Origin of the sequence: Burkholderia sp. (genome assembly GCF_018375725.1) — a bacterium.
GTDB lineage: Bacteria > Pseudomonadota > Gammaproteobacteria > Burkholderiales > Burkholderiaceae > Burkholderia.
On record NZ_JAHACR010000091.1, the window covers coordinates 1 to 13,527 of the forward strand.

Annotated in this window: 18 protein-coding genes and 1 pseudogene; 12 read left to right on the forward strand and 7 right to left on the reverse strand. The window is 61.8% G+C overall.

Features of this window, described 5'->3' with window-relative positions:
- The coding region (locus KH616_RS12390; protein ID WP_292244830.1) for an enoyl-CoA hydratase/isomerase family protein at positions 1-405 on the forward strand (405 nt) is incomplete at its 5' end.
- A 197-nt stretch (positions 406-602) separates the two neighbouring features.
- Here the strand turns inward: KH616_RS12390 and KH616_RS12395 are convergent.
- Positions 603-1,031: a hypothetical protein gene (locus KH616_RS12395; RefSeq protein ID WP_292244832.1), complete on the reverse strand. Its 429-nt coding sequence runs from the start codon at positions 1,029-1,031 to the stop codon at positions 603-605.
- Between the two features lie 341 nt (positions 1,032-1,372).
- Here KH616_RS12395 and ssuD point away from each other — a divergent pair, with 341 nt between their 5' ends.
- From ssuD to KH616_RS12435, 8 genes are all read left to right on the forward strand, one after another.
- On the forward strand, positions 1,373-2,530 hold the full coding sequence (gene ssuD / locus KH616_RS12400; protein ID WP_292244834.1) for an FMNH2-dependent alkanesulfonate monooxygenase: 1,158 nt from the start codon (positions 1,373-1,375) through the stop codon (positions 2,528-2,530).
- 17 nt (positions 2,531-2,547) lie between these two features.
- Positions 2,548-3,360, forward strand: coding sequence for an aliphatic sulfonate ABC transporter permease SsuC (gene ssuC / locus KH616_RS12405; protein ID WP_292244835.1), 813 nt, complete (start codon positions 2,548-2,550; stop codon positions 3,358-3,360).
- Complete coding sequence (locus KH616_RS12410; RefSeq protein ID WP_292244836.1) at positions 3,357-4,310, forward strand: ATP-binding cassette domain-containing protein; 954 nt, start codon at positions 3,357-3,359, stop codon at positions 4,308-4,310. Before ssuC ends, KH616_RS12410 begins: the two co-directional genes overlap by 4 nt.
- A 52-nt stretch (positions 4,311-4,362) precedes the next feature.
- Positions 4,363-4,578 (forward strand): TOBE domain-containing protein, encoded by a 216-nt coding sequence (locus KH616_RS12415; RefSeq protein WP_292244838.1) that lies wholly within the window; start codon positions 4,363-4,365, stop codon positions 4,576-4,578.
- A 141-nt stretch (positions 4,579-4,719) separates the two neighbouring features.
- Positions 4,720-4,917: a hypothetical protein gene (locus KH616_RS12420; protein WP_292244840.1), complete on the forward strand. Its 198-nt coding sequence runs from the start codon at positions 4,720-4,722 to the stop codon at positions 4,915-4,917.
- Positions 4,918-4,974: 57 nt separating this feature from the next.
- Positions 4,975-5,229: a hypothetical protein gene (locus KH616_RS12425; protein ID WP_292244842.1), complete on the forward strand. Its 255-nt coding sequence runs from the start codon at positions 4,975-4,977 to the stop codon at positions 5,227-5,229.
- Between the two features lie 361 nt (positions 5,230-5,590).
- Positions 5,591-6,409, forward strand: coding sequence for a hypothetical protein (locus KH616_RS12430; protein WP_292244844.1), 819 nt, complete (start codon positions 5,591-5,593; stop codon positions 6,407-6,409).
- Positions 6,406-6,834 carry a hypothetical protein gene (locus tag KH616_RS12435; protein ID WP_292244846.1) on the forward strand — a complete coding sequence of 143 codons (429 nt, stop codon included), beginning with the start codon at positions 6,406-6,408 and terminating at the stop codon, positions 6,832-6,834. Before KH616_RS12430 ends, KH616_RS12435 begins: the two co-directional genes overlap by 4 nt.
- A 48-nt stretch (positions 6,835-6,882) precedes the next feature.
- Here KH616_RS12435 and KH616_RS12440 read toward each other — a convergent pair whose 3' ends face one another.
- From KH616_RS12440 to KH616_RS12465, 6 genes and pseudogenes are all read right to left on the reverse strand, one after another.
- Positions 6,883-7,143 (reverse strand): pyocin activator PrtN family protein, encoded by a 261-nt coding sequence (locus KH616_RS12440; RefSeq protein ID WP_292244848.1) that lies wholly within the window; start codon positions 7,141-7,143, stop codon positions 6,883-6,885.
- A 184-nt stretch (positions 7,144-7,327) separates the two neighbouring features.
- Positions 7,328-8,266, reverse strand: a pseudogene (locus tag KH616_RS12445) (chromosome partitioning protein ParB); the annotation flags it as partial.
- Positions 8,266-8,622, reverse strand: coding sequence for a beta-hexosaminidase (locus tag KH616_RS12450; protein ID WP_292244850.1), 357 nt, complete (start codon positions 8,620-8,622; stop codon positions 8,266-8,268). The gene KH616_RS12450 and the pseudogene KH616_RS12445, both read right to left, overlap by 1 nt.
- Positions 8,612-8,968 carry a hypothetical protein gene (locus tag KH616_RS12455; protein WP_292244851.1) on the reverse strand — a complete coding sequence of 119 codons (357 nt, stop codon included), beginning with the start codon at positions 8,966-8,968 and terminating at the stop codon, positions 8,612-8,614. The genes KH616_RS12450 and KH616_RS12455 overlap by 11 nt, the downstream gene beginning before the upstream one ends.
- 594 nt (positions 8,969-9,562) lie before the next feature.
- Positions 9,563-9,781 carry a hypothetical protein gene (locus KH616_RS12460; protein WP_292244853.1) on the reverse strand — a complete coding sequence of 73 codons (219 nt, stop codon included), beginning with the start codon at positions 9,779-9,781 and terminating at the stop codon, positions 9,563-9,565.
- A gap of 350 nt (positions 9,782-10,131) precedes the next feature.
- Complete coding sequence (locus KH616_RS12465) at positions 10,132-10,749, reverse strand: hypothetical protein (protein WP_292244855.1); 618 nt, start codon at positions 10,747-10,749, stop codon at positions 10,132-10,134.
- A 900-nt stretch (positions 10,750-11,649) separates the two neighbouring features.
- Here KH616_RS12465 and KH616_RS12470 point away from each other — a divergent pair.
- The 3 genes from KH616_RS12470 to KH616_RS12480 are packed head-to-tail and all read left to right on the forward strand — an operon-like array spanning position 11,650 to position 13,146.
- Positions 11,650-12,237, forward strand: a complete 588-nt coding sequence (locus KH616_RS12470) for a hypothetical protein (protein ID WP_292244857.1) — start codon at positions 11,650-11,652, stop codon at positions 12,235-12,237.
- Complete coding sequence (locus KH616_RS12475; protein WP_292244858.1) at positions 12,234-12,761, forward strand: phage regulatory CII family protein; 528 nt, start codon at positions 12,234-12,236, stop codon at positions 12,759-12,761. Before KH616_RS12470 ends, KH616_RS12475 begins: the two co-directional genes overlap by 4 nt.
- 1 nt (position 12,762) lies before the next feature.
- The gene (locus tag KH616_RS12480; protein WP_292244859.1) at positions 12,763-13,146 is read left to right on the forward strand and encodes a hypothetical protein; all 384 of its coding nucleotides are present in this window, start codon (positions 12,763-12,765) and stop codon (positions 13,144-13,146) included.
- Positions 13,147-13,527: the final 381 nt, after the last annotated feature.

The window sequence follows — 13,527 nt, forward strand, 5'->3', positions numbered from 1 at the left end:
CGCGACGGCATCGACCCCCACTTCGCGCAGGCGGATCTGCGTGCCATCCTCGCGTCGCTGGAGGCGGAGCAGGACCGCGCGGTCGTCGACGGATGGGCCGGCAAGGCCAGCCATGCGATACGCAGCCAGCTGTCGCCGCTGTCCATGGCGGTGTCGCTCGAAACGGTGGAGCGCGCGCGTGGCGCGACGATGGCCGATTGCCTGCGGCGCGATCTCGACCTGACCCGCTCGACGTTCGCGCATGGCGACGTGATCGAAGGCGTGCGTGCGCTGATCATCGACAAGGATCAGCGGCCGGCATGGCGTTTCAAGTCGATCGGGGATGTCAGCCGCGCGGACGTGCTGGCGATGTTCGACAGTCCGTGGACGCCGGACACGCATCCGCTGCGGGGGTTGAAGGACTGAGGCGTCCGGCGTCGCGCGAGGGACGGTTTCAGCCGACGCGCCGTCGTCCCGCGCGAGGCCTTGAAGCGATTCGGCCGCCGTTAGCATGTGCAAACGGCGGCCGAATGGTTTATGGCGCCGGATACGCGGCTGTTTTCAGGAAGCCTGCGTGTCTGGCGGCACGGCGACGGAGCCGGGCGGGTGCCCGGCATCGAGCGTCACTCCTCGATCGCATCGTCGAACATGAACGCCCGCATGAACACGAGCGCGCCGAAGCCCCACACGGCATTCGCCGCGAACCCGGACGCCAGGACCGGCATCATGTTCCCCGCGGGCCAGATGCCGCGCAGCGGATCGATCGCGAACACGCGCGCGACGGTCAGCACGATGCCGCCGAAGATCAGCGCGCCGACCCACGGCGCCCCGCGCTCCGGCGATACGCGCAGCAGCCACGCCATCGGAATCGCGCAGCACGCGCTGATCAGCGCATTCGCGACAAACTCAGGAATACCGAGCGGTGCGAACGGTGATGTCGAGAATCCTGCTGCGGCGATCAGGTCAGCGGTGTGGAGCAGCGCGAGTGTCGCTTCGCGAAAGAAAAGGGCGGCCAGAAAGCCGGACAGGAAGGGCAGGAGGATTTTCTGCATCGATGAGTGCGCCGCATGCGCGCTCGGCCGTGGCCAATCGCGCGAAATTATTCGGATGGATGCGCCATTATAGGGGCGCTTGTCGCGATATTCGCTCCAGCAGCCTGCTAATCAGGAAAGCGGAAAACCTAAGCTCAAAAAAATCGTTCCAAAGCCCAACCCCGATCCCTAGACTGATTTCCCGGAAACAGCCGCGCAATCGCGTACTCGCCCGCCGCGCGGACTGATCGGCGAGCCACCCCGATTCGAACGCACACCATGCATGCGACGCCCGCCGGCGGCGCGAGCAGGGCGGCCTTTTACCTCAAATATCTGAACGAACAGTCAGGCAGGAGCAGCAGATGAACGTGTTCTGGTTTATTCCCACGCATGGCGACAGCCGCTATCTCGGCACGGCAGAAGGCGCGCGCGCCGCGGACTACGACTATTTCAAGCAGATCGCGGTTGCCGCCGACACGCTCGGCTACGAGGGCGTGCTGCTGCCGACCGGCCGTTCCTGCGAGGACGCGTGGGTCGTCGCCTCGAGCCTGATCCCTGCGACGCAGCGCCTGAAATTTCTCGTCGCCGTGCGGCCGGGGATCGCGTCGCCCGGGCTCGCGGCGCGCATGGCCGCGACGTTCGACCGTCTGTCGGGCGGCCGTCTGCTGATCAACGTCGTGACGGGCGGCGATGCAGCGGAGCTCGAAGGCGACGGCCTGTTCGCCGACCACGATACGCGCTATCAGATCACGGACGATTTTCTGCACATCTGGCGCGGCCTCCTGAGCGCGTCGCATGACAACGGCGGGTTCGACTACATCGGCAAGCACCTGCAGTCGAAGGGCGGCAAGGCGCTGTATCCGCCGGTGCAGCGCCCGCATCCGCCGCTGTGGTTCGGCGGCTCGTCGCCGGCTGCGCACGCGATCGCGGCGGATCATATCGACACCTACCTGACATGGGGCGAGCCGCCCGAGGCGGTCGCCAAAAAGATCGCCGACGTGCGTGCGCGGGCAGCGGCGAACGGCCGCGAGATCAAGTTCGGTATCCGCCTGCACGTGATCGTGCGGGAGACCGAAGAAGAAGCTTGGGCGGATGCCGAGCGCCTGATCAGCCGTCTCGACGACGAAACGATCGCGCGAGCGCAGCAGGCGTTCGCGAACATGGATTCGGAAGGGCAGCGCCGCATGGCGGCGCTGCACGGCGGCAAGCGAGGCAGCCGCCAGGACCTGGAGGTGTACCCGAATCTGTGGGCCGGAGTCGGTCTCGTGCGTGGTGGCGCGGGCACCGCGCTCGTCGGCAATCCGGAGCAGGTCGCGGCGCGCATGCGCGAATATGCGGCGCTCGGGATCGAGACGTTCATCCTGTCGGGCTACCCGCATCTCGAGGAATCCTATCGCTTCGCCGAACTGGTGTTCCCGCTGATCAAGGATCGGGCGGCCGTGAAGACGGCCGGCCCGCTGTCCGGCCCGTTCGGCGAGATCGTCGGCAACAACTATTTGCCGAAGGCGAGCCAGAGCTGAGCGATGGGAGGCATGCGATGACAACGAAATCGTCCGCCGCGGGCAGCGGCATCGCCACCCGCACGTGGCGCCGCGCGGCACCGTGGCTCGTGCCGCTCGCATTGCTGGCTGTCTGGGAAGCCGGCGCGCGCGCCGGGTGGCTGTCGACCCGCGTGTTGCCCGAACCGGTCGCCGTGGTGCGTGCGGCATGGTCGCTGGTCGCGTCCGGGGAGATGTGGGCCAATGTGAAAGTCAGCACATGGCGGGCGTTGCTCGGGTTCGCGATCGGCGGCGGCATCGGCCTGGCGCTCGGGCTGGCGACCGGCCTGTCGAAAACCGCCGAGGTCGCGCTCGATTCGACGATCCAGATGATCCGCAACATTCCCGCGCTGGCCATGATTCCGCTCGTGATCCTGTGGTTCGGCATCGACGAGCAGGCCAAGCTGTTCCTCGTCGCGCTCGGCGTGTTCTTCCCTATCTATATCAATACGTATCACGGCATCCGCTCGGTCGACGCGAGCCTGATCGAGATGGCGAAAAGCTACGGCGTGCGCGGCTTCGCGCTGTATCGCGACGTCATCCTGCCGGGCGCGTTGCCGTCGATTCTCGTCGGCGTGCGCTTCGCGCTCGGATTGATGTGGGTGATGCTGATCGTCGCGGAAACGATCTCCGCGCAGTCGGGCATCGGCTACATGACGATGAATGCGCGCGAATTCCTGCAAACCGACGTGGTCGTGGTCGGCATCCTGCTGTATGCGGTGCTGGGCAAGCTGGCCGACGTGCTGGCGAAATGGATCGAACGTGCCACGCTGCGCTGGCACCCCGCCTATCAATCTGGAGGACAGGCATGAATGCGACGACGCTGGCGGCCGTCTACGGGCCGCTCTCCGGTTCGGATCTCGAAGCGGAACTTGCGCAGACACGCATTGCGGACGGGGACGCCCGCGACGCGGCGATACTCGAGCACGCCGGCGGCGCGGCCGTTGTGCCGCTGTCGCGGCGCAGCAGCGCGGCCGAAAGCACGCACGACGACGCGGTGACGCTGCGCGGCGTGAGCAAGCGATACGGTGCGCGTACCGTGCTCGACGACGTGCATCTCGGTATCGCGCGCGGCAGCTTTGTCGCGATCGTCGGACGCAGCGGCTGCGGCAAGTCGACGCTGCTGCGGCTGGTCGCCGGCCTCGAGCAGCCGAGCGCGGGCGCATTCACGACGCACGGCGAGGGCGGCGCACTCGACACGCGGATCATGTACCAGGACGCGCGGCTGTTGCCCTGGAAGACCGTGCTGCAGAACGTGATGCTCGGCCTCGGCAGGGGCGCGCGCGAGGATGCGCGCGCGGTGCTCGACGAGGTCGGCCTGCTCGAACGTGCAGACGACTGGCCCGCGCAACTGTCGGGCGGCCAGCGGCAGCGCGTCGCGCTGGCGCGCGCGCTCGTGCATCGTCCGCAATTGCTGCTGCTGGACGAGCCGCTCGGCGCGCTCGACGCCCTGACCCGCATCGAGATGCATGCGTTGATCGAGCGGCTGTGGCGTGAGCATCGCTTTACCGCGCTGCTCGTGACGCACGACGTGCAGGAGGCCGTCGCGCTTGCCGACCGGATCCTGCTGATCGAACAGGGACGCATTGCGCTCGATCAGCCGGTGCCGCTGGCGCGGCCACGCGCGCGAGCATCGGCGGAATTCGCGGCGCTCGAGGATCGCGTGCTGCAACGCGTGCTGTCGGGCGGTGCGCAGACAGGACAGGACGCGCGCGACGTGCCTGTCGAGCGTCAGGCCGGCCGGCTTCGCTGGGCCGTTTAACGTGGGCGGCGCCCGCCGTCCGAATTCAGACCATTACGGAGCGATCAACCCGATGAGCATTACTGCAATCAACGTGCGAAACCAGTTCAAGGGCCGAGTGAAAGAGATCATTCGCGGATCGGTGGTGTCCGAGGTCGATGTCGAAACACCGTTCGGCATCGTCACGTCGGTGATCACCACCCGCTCAGTCGACGAACTGGATCTGAAGGTGGGGGCGGAAGTGGTCGCGCTCGTGAAATCGACCGAGGTCTCGATCGCGCGGCTCTGAGCGCGCTCTTGCGTGCCGATGCGTTGCCGTGGCCGGGCGCGGTTTCGGGCCGCGGCCGGCATTTCGGCTGCGGGCTCGCCGCGATATTCTCCGGCCAGATGTAGTGCTAGGATGGAGCGACACCGGTGCCGGAGGTCGCGCATGAGTCCCATCCTTTCTCCCGAAGCCATCGAGGCCCTGAAGTGGATCGACCAGTTCGGCGACAGCCGGCCGGTTCCGGCGGCGTTCGGCGATATCGTCTACGTGCTGCTGAACGAGGGGCTCATTTATCAGGCCGCCGCCGACCGCGTCGATCTGACCGACGACGGCAAGGCCATCTTGTCGGATGAATACGACTGACCGCGCCGCGCCGACGAATTTTTCGGCGCGTCGCACAGCGCATCGACGGAGCGTGCGATGGAACTGAAGGGCAGCGATCTGGGCGATTTCAGCGAGCCGTACCGCGGCTTCGAAATCGAGGTAAAGACCGAGCAGGTCTGGGACGGCGAGCGCGCGCACTATCGTGTGCTGCAAGGCGACACCGTGCTGATCGACTGGCGTCTCGTGAAGGTCGACGGCTTGCTGCTGACCGAGCGCCGCGTGGTCGAGCGGGTGCTCGACGAAGCCCGGCGTGCGGTCGATACGGAACTGGCGGGCGGTGCCGGCGCGTAGCGCATCCGGCGGCCGCGGCGCCCTTTGCGGTAAAATGGCGAGTTGTGTCTGCGCCGTATCTTGCCGAATTCATGTCTGTTGCGACTTCACTGCCTCCTCGCCGCGTTTCTGTAGCGCCTATGCTCGACTGGATCGGTCAAATCGCTGGAAGCCTTTTCTGGTAAGGGTGGCGGCGGTCTGCCTTCTCGGCTTGTAGCACTGATGTAGCATTTTTGTGGGCGGAATGATTGCGTTGCACAACGGCTCGATAGGGAAAAACAATCGCCCGCCCGCAAACCTATTGCCTTTTTGATCCATATAATTTGACCAATCTAGCGGCGTCCTGCGCTGCGTCGCACCCGAACGACCAGAAAATATCAATATGACGTTACAGGCGAAGGCCGACTCCCGAGAAGCTCTGCTGTTTAATGAGACCGTGGTCTTGCTGACCCGCCAGCAAGAAGGGGAGGATGTAACCAACGCTCTCAAAGAGTCACTTGCTCGCTTGACGGCTGTGTACAAGACGGGGAAATGTAATTTTTCGCTGATACAGGCAGCTATCGGTCTTGCGAGCGTAGGCCTTGGCCAGCACGATGAGGCTTGCAGCAAGCTGAAGAACGCCGTCAAGATTGCTGCCGGCGACGAATGCATTGTCAACAATGCAATGTTGGGGATGCTCCATATGGGGGAAGTTCGTCAAGCACACAAGTTTGCGGTTGACGCGAGCTTGCGCTTTGCCGGACACCGCGGAGTGCTCAGCTTTGCGTCTACAGTGTTACTCACAACACTTGATATGACCGCATACGCCCAGAATATCTCTGATGAGCTTAAGCTTGCACTCAATGAGGCTGACGTAGAGATGTTTGTCAAAAAGCAAGCGTCTGCTGAACTGATTAGTGAATATTTCAAGGCCAGCGGCTATAGCCATGAAGACCTGATGCAGCGGCTCGAATCTGCCGTTTGCATCATCCGAGAAGCCGGGAATAACGTGCACTCGATGAAATTTCGAGCGACCGGCGAGGACGATATGCAGCTTGAGCTGTTTGTCGATGCCGATAATTCTCGGTGTGCGGATCTCAATTTTGAGATTGCCGAGTGTCTGTTGGAGCGATTTGAAGGCCGCGCGGCTCAAGAGCTTATATCAATCGTGACTCGGGTTTTTAAGGCGCGAGTTGCAAATCCTAGGCTGGCTATCGTATGAGCGTTACGTCGAGCGATTTTTTGACGTGCGCGGAATCAATTGCGACCGGCGCTACCGAAATAGATTCTCGGAGCGCGGTCAGTCGTGCATATTACAGCGCCTATCATGCGGCCTCTGAGATCGCTGATCTTCATTTTCCAGACGCCGAGGCCCATTTGTCGAAAGGTGCTCATGAGCGCCTTTCCGATCGATTCCTTGGTTCAGGTAATTTGAAGGCGAAGGGCGTGGGATATATGCTGATTGTCCTAAAGAAGTCACGCCATCGAGCCGACTATTCGCTTAATGAGACGATTGATGGAGATGAAGCGGCTCAGGCTATTGCGAACGCTCGAAAGATTCACGCACAACTGATGAATTGCGTTCCGTCGGATGCAGGGGCAAGCTCTGCAGGTGATGGGGCCAAACCCGCGAAAAGTGGATCATGAACAGAAAGCCCGCATATGCGGGCTTTCTGTTTTGATAATTGCGTGCTCTTAGCCGCACAGCTGGTGACACTCCTTGACTGCCGCAGCACGCCGCTCGTCGATATACGCAGCGAGATCTTCAAGGTGAACTCCTTTGGCGCCTTTCTGCGACTTTTCCATCCGCACCACCGGCAGCCGGATTTCCCCGGCGCCGATCTTCCTGAGCAGCGTAGCGACCGTCAACGGCGCGAAGTAATCGCGGCAGACGTCGGCGATAGGCACAACGGCTTGGCCGTTATATTGCGCGAGCAGTAAAAAGGCGGTTTTCACTGTTCGATCCTCCTGAATTCGGCCACGTGCTCATTGGCAGACGCGGCGCCTTTCTTTGCTCGTATCTCGATCGCCGCGCGGCGGCGTTCCTGTCGGATGCTATGTAGCCGACGTGGGGTAGAAGGGGCCGGGCGCAAGGTCATTTCGCGCCTCCTGTCGCTCCGTCGGGGAGGTTCAGAGGCATCAGTGCGCTGTGGACGGCCTCGATGGTCGACCGTGACAATTTCCCGAATCCGCTGTCGTGCAGCACGGCCTGCAGCGCCTGCAAAAGTTGCTTTGACTGCTTCTCGCTGATCTTGGGCGACACGGGGGCAGTCGTCCTGGCGGGCGGTGCGGACGCCTGAGCGCTTACTGTATCGTCCGACGCTGCCCGCACGTTCGCGGCGGGCGACGTCACCGGGCCTGCATCGAGATGCTTCCTCGTCACCCGCACCTTTCCGCCCGCTGCAGCCTTGACCGCGCCCTTCTGAAGCCGATCGAGCGCCTTGTCCGGCCCGTGCCTGCGGATCTGCTCGATCGCGAGCGTGCCGGCGACAGTGCCGACGCGCACCATCTGGTGCAACTCGGCCGATGCGCGTTCAAGCAGGCTGACGTCGCGGATCGTTTGCTCGGTGATATCCAGGCGCTTGCAGATCGTTGCGACGGTCATGCCATGAATGTCCCGCAGCTCGGCGATGACCGCCGCCAGCTCGAGCGGCGATGATCGCTTGCTCTCATTGCTGAGGTAGCCGTCGATCACCATCTCGGCGCGACTGACGGTCTTGGCGTCGCGCACCACACAAGGGATCTGGCCGAGATCCTTCTTGGCCTTGATCGCGTTCCCGGCAGCAAGATAGCGGTGCTGCCCCTTGTACACGTAGATCAGATCCTTCCCGTCGACCTTGCGAATGTAGCAATGAAGCGGTTGGCTCTTGTCGTACCCGTTCGCGATCATCAGCTCCGTGAGATGTGCGACCCATTCGGGATCGACGGAGCGAATGTTGTCGCGCGGGTCATAGTGGAGCTGCTCGTAAGGCACCATCCACAGATCCGCCGACTTCGCGCCCGCTGCGGCTGCAGCGGCTTTCATGTTGCCGGTCTGGATCGGTGCGGTCAGATCGAGCGGTTGCGTGCGGGCATCCATTACGCAGCCTCCGCGACAGTCCGGCGGCGAGCCTTGCGGGGCTTCTTCGCGTTGCCGATCGCCGCGCGAGCGGCCCTGCCTGCTGCGCGTTTCGCTTCGCGCAGACGCATGATCGCCGTTGCACAGTCGGCTTCGCTTGGGAATGAGATCAGCTTGTGAGCGATCTCGTTCCCGTCGAGGATCAGGTACAGCGTATGGAGGCTGTCGGGCAGCGGACGTCGGCCGACGACATACTTGCCGACCAGAATCGGCGTCGTCGCGCGCGTTGCGTTCCGGTCATAGCGAGCGACGGTGCGCAGTGCCAGCGTGTCGCGGCGAGGAATGTCCGGTTGGACGAGGAAGGCTTTACGTGCCATGGTCATCAATCCTTTCGCCGGCTGCGAGGGACTTGCCGTCGAGCGGGCGATCATCGATTCGTGTGTTCCGCTTGCGGATCGCCGCGCAGTTGGCGAGGCAGATCCGCAGGGCAGCGTTGGACGATGCTTCGGACAGAGGGCCGGGAAGATGGCGAAGACGATGTTCGCGGGCGATATCCGCGTCGGTGATGAGAGTCCGATCTGCCATTTCGCGGCCCGCGCGGTCAGTCGAACTGCGCGGGGTTTGCGCTATCCTTAAGCTTTTTGTAAGGAGGTGCGCATGGCCGAACTTCACCGGATTCCGCAGGGAGACAGAAATTTTGACGAGCATCTTGAGCAGATTCATCGCAGCTATCCGCTGCCGCCGGAGGTGCTGGGCGCTTGGCAATACGCGAATGACACGTTGACTCTCGCTCGGGCCTTGGCGAAGGCCCAGTTCGGAGACGCTGCAACGCCAGATCATGCTGTCGCGATTTTTCAGACGGTGACGGCTGACATTGCTCAACGGGCTCGCAACCGCCACACGGACACGGAGTAACGTCCTTTGCGTAGTAAGGACGGCCGAAATATCCGCCGCAAATTGCACATTGACGGAATCGGCCGTCGCCACTGCTCGGATCCGCGCATTCGGGCGCGGCAAAGTACCACCTCTTGCGGTCAACTTCGATCGGACGGATCCAGCCAGGTGACCTCATCACCTTCCCAATTCGGCGCCGCTCCGAAAGGATCCATCGCTCTTGGGGAAGCTGCAGGCAAGTTTCCAGCAACTCCATCATCGACGCCCGCTTGCGGGTCGACAGAAATTCACGGATCGGTGCTTCGAACGGGTCAAGGGCGGCGTTATTCAAGGCTCCCGGCTGCGGGCCAGCCTTCGTGCAGGGGAAGCGGCCGGCGATAAACGCTGCGATTGCCGTAACGGTTCTTTTCATTTTCGCGCTCCTCAGACGGTGACCCGGTAGGCGGTCGCCGGCGCGTCGATCGGCGCATCCTGGAACGCGTTCACTACGATGAACAGCAGCGCCGCGACGACGGTCCAGCGGAAGATCGCTGACTTCTCAAAGTTACTTTGGCGGGCGGGTTCGGACGGCGTGATGCGGGGCGCTTGCTCGCTACGGAGCCATTCGCGGCGGGCATCGGTGTGCATGTCGGTCGATTTCATGTCGTTTCTCCGGAAGAGCGTCGGGTGACGTCTTGGACGAATTAAACATGATGTTTATGCGGAAAGCAAACATGGTGTTTAGTTTTTGCGCGTGCGAACGCACGCCGTTCACGCGGACGGCGTCACTTTCGTCGGGTCAGGCAGTGGCGTCTATATAGGAATCTAAGACGAGCGTGGATAGGCTTTGGCACCACGATAGGACGGCGAGAAGGTGGTTCTCAGCCAGGCGGGGATGTGACGCGACAATCTTGCCGGAGCGGGTGATAGAAAAGTGAATTTCTGTTACGAATTCTGAACCGTCAGGATCCGTAGTAATGCGTTGCTGGCGTGTCGTCCGATATGCCGTAAGGTCAATGACGTTTCCGCGTGGATCCCCGTTGTTGTTCTTCATTGTCAGGCTGCCTCTCGGGCTGCACGGCCGCACTGATCACGGCGCGTGAGCGTTTTGCAAACGCCGCTGCGTTCGAGCCGGCAACTACGGCCTCCAGCATGCCCTCAAGCGCTTGCATCAGTTGCGGCGTGACGAGGCCATCTTCCGCCGCCTTGGTCAGGGCGGCGTTGAACGACTTTGCGCGTCCAGGAATGTCGAGGTTGTCCGCCGGCAGCGGCTTCGATTTCTGACGAGTGCTTTGATCGTCAGAAACCTTACTTTCTCGCAATGTTCCTTTCATTGCACCTGCGTCGGCCATGTCGCCAACGCCGGATCTGAGCCATTCAGCCCTGCAACCAATTTGTGTCGCCGCTTTGATGATGCCGGCCGAAGACATGCCTCTCCGCTCCCAATTATTGAGAAGTTGAGGTGATTCATTCAGCAGGCGCGCGACGTTCGCCGGGCCGTCAACGTCCCGCAGTTTCTTTGCCGCAACGTACAGACGCTGCGTCGTTTCATGTATGGCTCGCATGGAGCCAATAGTCGATGAAGTAAACGTCTTGTTGTTAAACGCTATGTTTGCAACGTGAATAAACATGGTGTTTAATGTTGTCCTATGGACAAATCAGCTCACATCCAATCGGATCGGCAGACGATCGAGCGCCTCGGCGGCCCGGCAAAAGTCGCCGAGTTGCTCGGCTACGAAAAAAGCCTCGGCGGTACTCAGCGAGTCTGCAATTGGCTCGTGCGCGGTATCCCGGCTGCGGTGAAGGTGGCTCGACCTGATCTGTTCATGCCGACTCTTGTCACGGCAGATCCGCTCGAATCGGCACGTTGAGCCGCGATTCGCATCGTATTTGTTGATGAGACGCGGCGACAGAATGAAACGAGCTTTCTCCCAAATATCACGACCATGACCTGCCGATACGACAGTACCGATCTGGGAAAAGCAGATTTCGTGTTCACGCCTTTTGTCGAGGCCGGGCGCTTTCCCGTTCGCATTCGAGCGGCGATTGAGTTACGGCACCTAGGTGGCGTCGCTTCGCCGCGTTGCATCCCCGAATGCGATCGAAGTCGCATTCACATCAAGCTCAATCTGAGCGCACCCATGAAGGAGGAGAGATGGAATTGATTCGAGGAATGGTTCTTGTGACGACGCTGGATGAGTGCGGCCGTGAGAGCGGCGGTGTTCGTGTTGTTGCCGGACTGGTCGACAACACAAACACGTCTCCTGAAGCTCTTTCTGCCTTGACGGAGTTGCTTGGGCGGTGGCTAGCGCGGTTCCCGTTGTCGCCTCTCTTCGTGACCACAAGCAGAGCAACGCATCGTGTCCAGCTTCACACCCGCAAAGCCAAACGTCGGATCAGGCGCAGACGAAATGACCTTCATCGCCGCTTCGTTGCAGATCGGGCAAGCCTGGCATTGCGCCGGCGCTGCTGTCGATACCCTGGTTAATAGGTGCTCGATGCATTCAAGTTGCTTTGGAAGGAGGGATTGAATGACCTGCCGATACGACAGTACCGATCTGCGGCGAGCAGATTTGGCCTTCACGCCCGTTCTCGACATCGAGCGCCTGCCCGTTCATCTCCGGGAGATGTATGAACTAGCTCCTGGGAGAGACGCCGTTCCGCTTCGCTGTTCGAGAAAGACGCGCTGCATCGTCAAGCGCACTAGAAATGGCGCTCGCATCAAGCTCTTTCACTCTATTGACGTCTACGAGCCGGTCGAGCAAGACAAGGTGGTAGACGAGGTACCGACTAAACGCCGGTACTGTTCGACTGGCCCCGCGTTCTGTGTCGACTTTCGCGATTTCAATGTGAGCGAGATGCTCCGCTCGCGCGGCCTCGTACGCTCGCTCGACAAGATGCTCTCGCTGTCTTTGACGAATGGTCTGGCGAGTGGTGATCAACGTCGTGATCGCGCCGCAGGCGGCACCGAAGATTGCGCCGATCGCGGTCGAGAGCGCGGCGACGGATGTCGTGTCCATATGGATAGAAAAATACGAGTGAAGAAGCGCATCGATCGAATTCTCACACGCTCGTCAATCAGGTCTTTCTCAAAATTATCCCGCAGGGGCCGTGCATGACCTGCCGATACGACAGTACCGAATGGCTCGACGTGCTTTACACGTCGGTGCGTAACACGCCGGGCGGAGTGGCCGACGCGGCCAACTACCTGACCGTCCGGCGAGGCAAGAACATCACGGCCGAATCGTTGCGGCTGCGTCTGCGAGGCGTTGGCGATAGCCGCCTGTCGATGGAGATGTTCGAGCTGCTGATCGAATGGATGCAGGAGAAAAGCGAAGGCGAGATGCATGCGCTCGATGCGCTTCATGCGCTGAATGCCCGTTTTGGCCTGGTCGCTGAACACGTAAGCGACCAGGCGCCGGATGATGCGCTGGAACCCGGCACGATGCGCCTCGTTTCGACGACGCTTCACCTGCAAGCCCATGTCGGCCGCGTGGCGGACAACGTGACGCGCGCGCTTTCGGATCAGCAGATCGACGCTCGCGAAGCGGAGCAGATCATCGCGACGGGCCGGAAGGGGCAGCGGCTGTTCCAGCGGTTGATTCACGCCGCACGAAACCTTGCCGTGCGTCGGCATCGATGAAATGGCGCGCTTCAAGTTCGGAATGGGCTGCTGTCGCGTGTCGCGCGAACAGGCCGAATTGTGCTGCGAATACCCGCAGCAGCTCGCGTGCGCTGTATCCGCGCTTGTCTTTCGTTTCAAGACCGCGCCCGATCAGGCGGAGCGGCTTCTCTTTGATCTCTTCCCGGCCTTTCCCGATCGCATTGCGACCTTCCTTGCGGAGGCGGAGCTGGCCGGCATGGTCGACACCTTCATCGCCTGCGCGGCGCGATCGTGTGCAGCGCTGCCGACGAAAGCGGAGCGACACGCATTCCGCGATCAGATTTCCGACCGGCTTTGCGCGACTGACCTTGCCGCGTTCGACGACCGGATGTCCGCCGAGTGGCGACGGATGCGCGGCAAATAACCGGAGACCCAAGTGACTTTGCAAAGTGTCAGCAGTGCGCTGCGTCGCCGGCATTCGATGCCGCAGCGCAAGACGATCGGAACCAATGTGTATGGCGCCGGCTGCAGGGCGTGGCGCTCGATTCTGCATCAACGTGAACTCGAAAGGAGGGTTGCCGAATGTCTTCGTTAGATCAGATCCGTTTGCAGCTTGTGGCGGCAGGGCATCCTGAGTTGCCCGCCGGACATCCGGTTGCGGACGGCAAGCATCATCGCTACGGGCCGCGCAAGAAGTGGTGGTATCAGCTCCGAAGTCGATGAGTGCGCAGCCTGAACGGCGTTCGCTCTCGGTCAGCACGGCATTGGCTGTTACCAGTGGTGCGATCAGTTGGTCGGCAATATC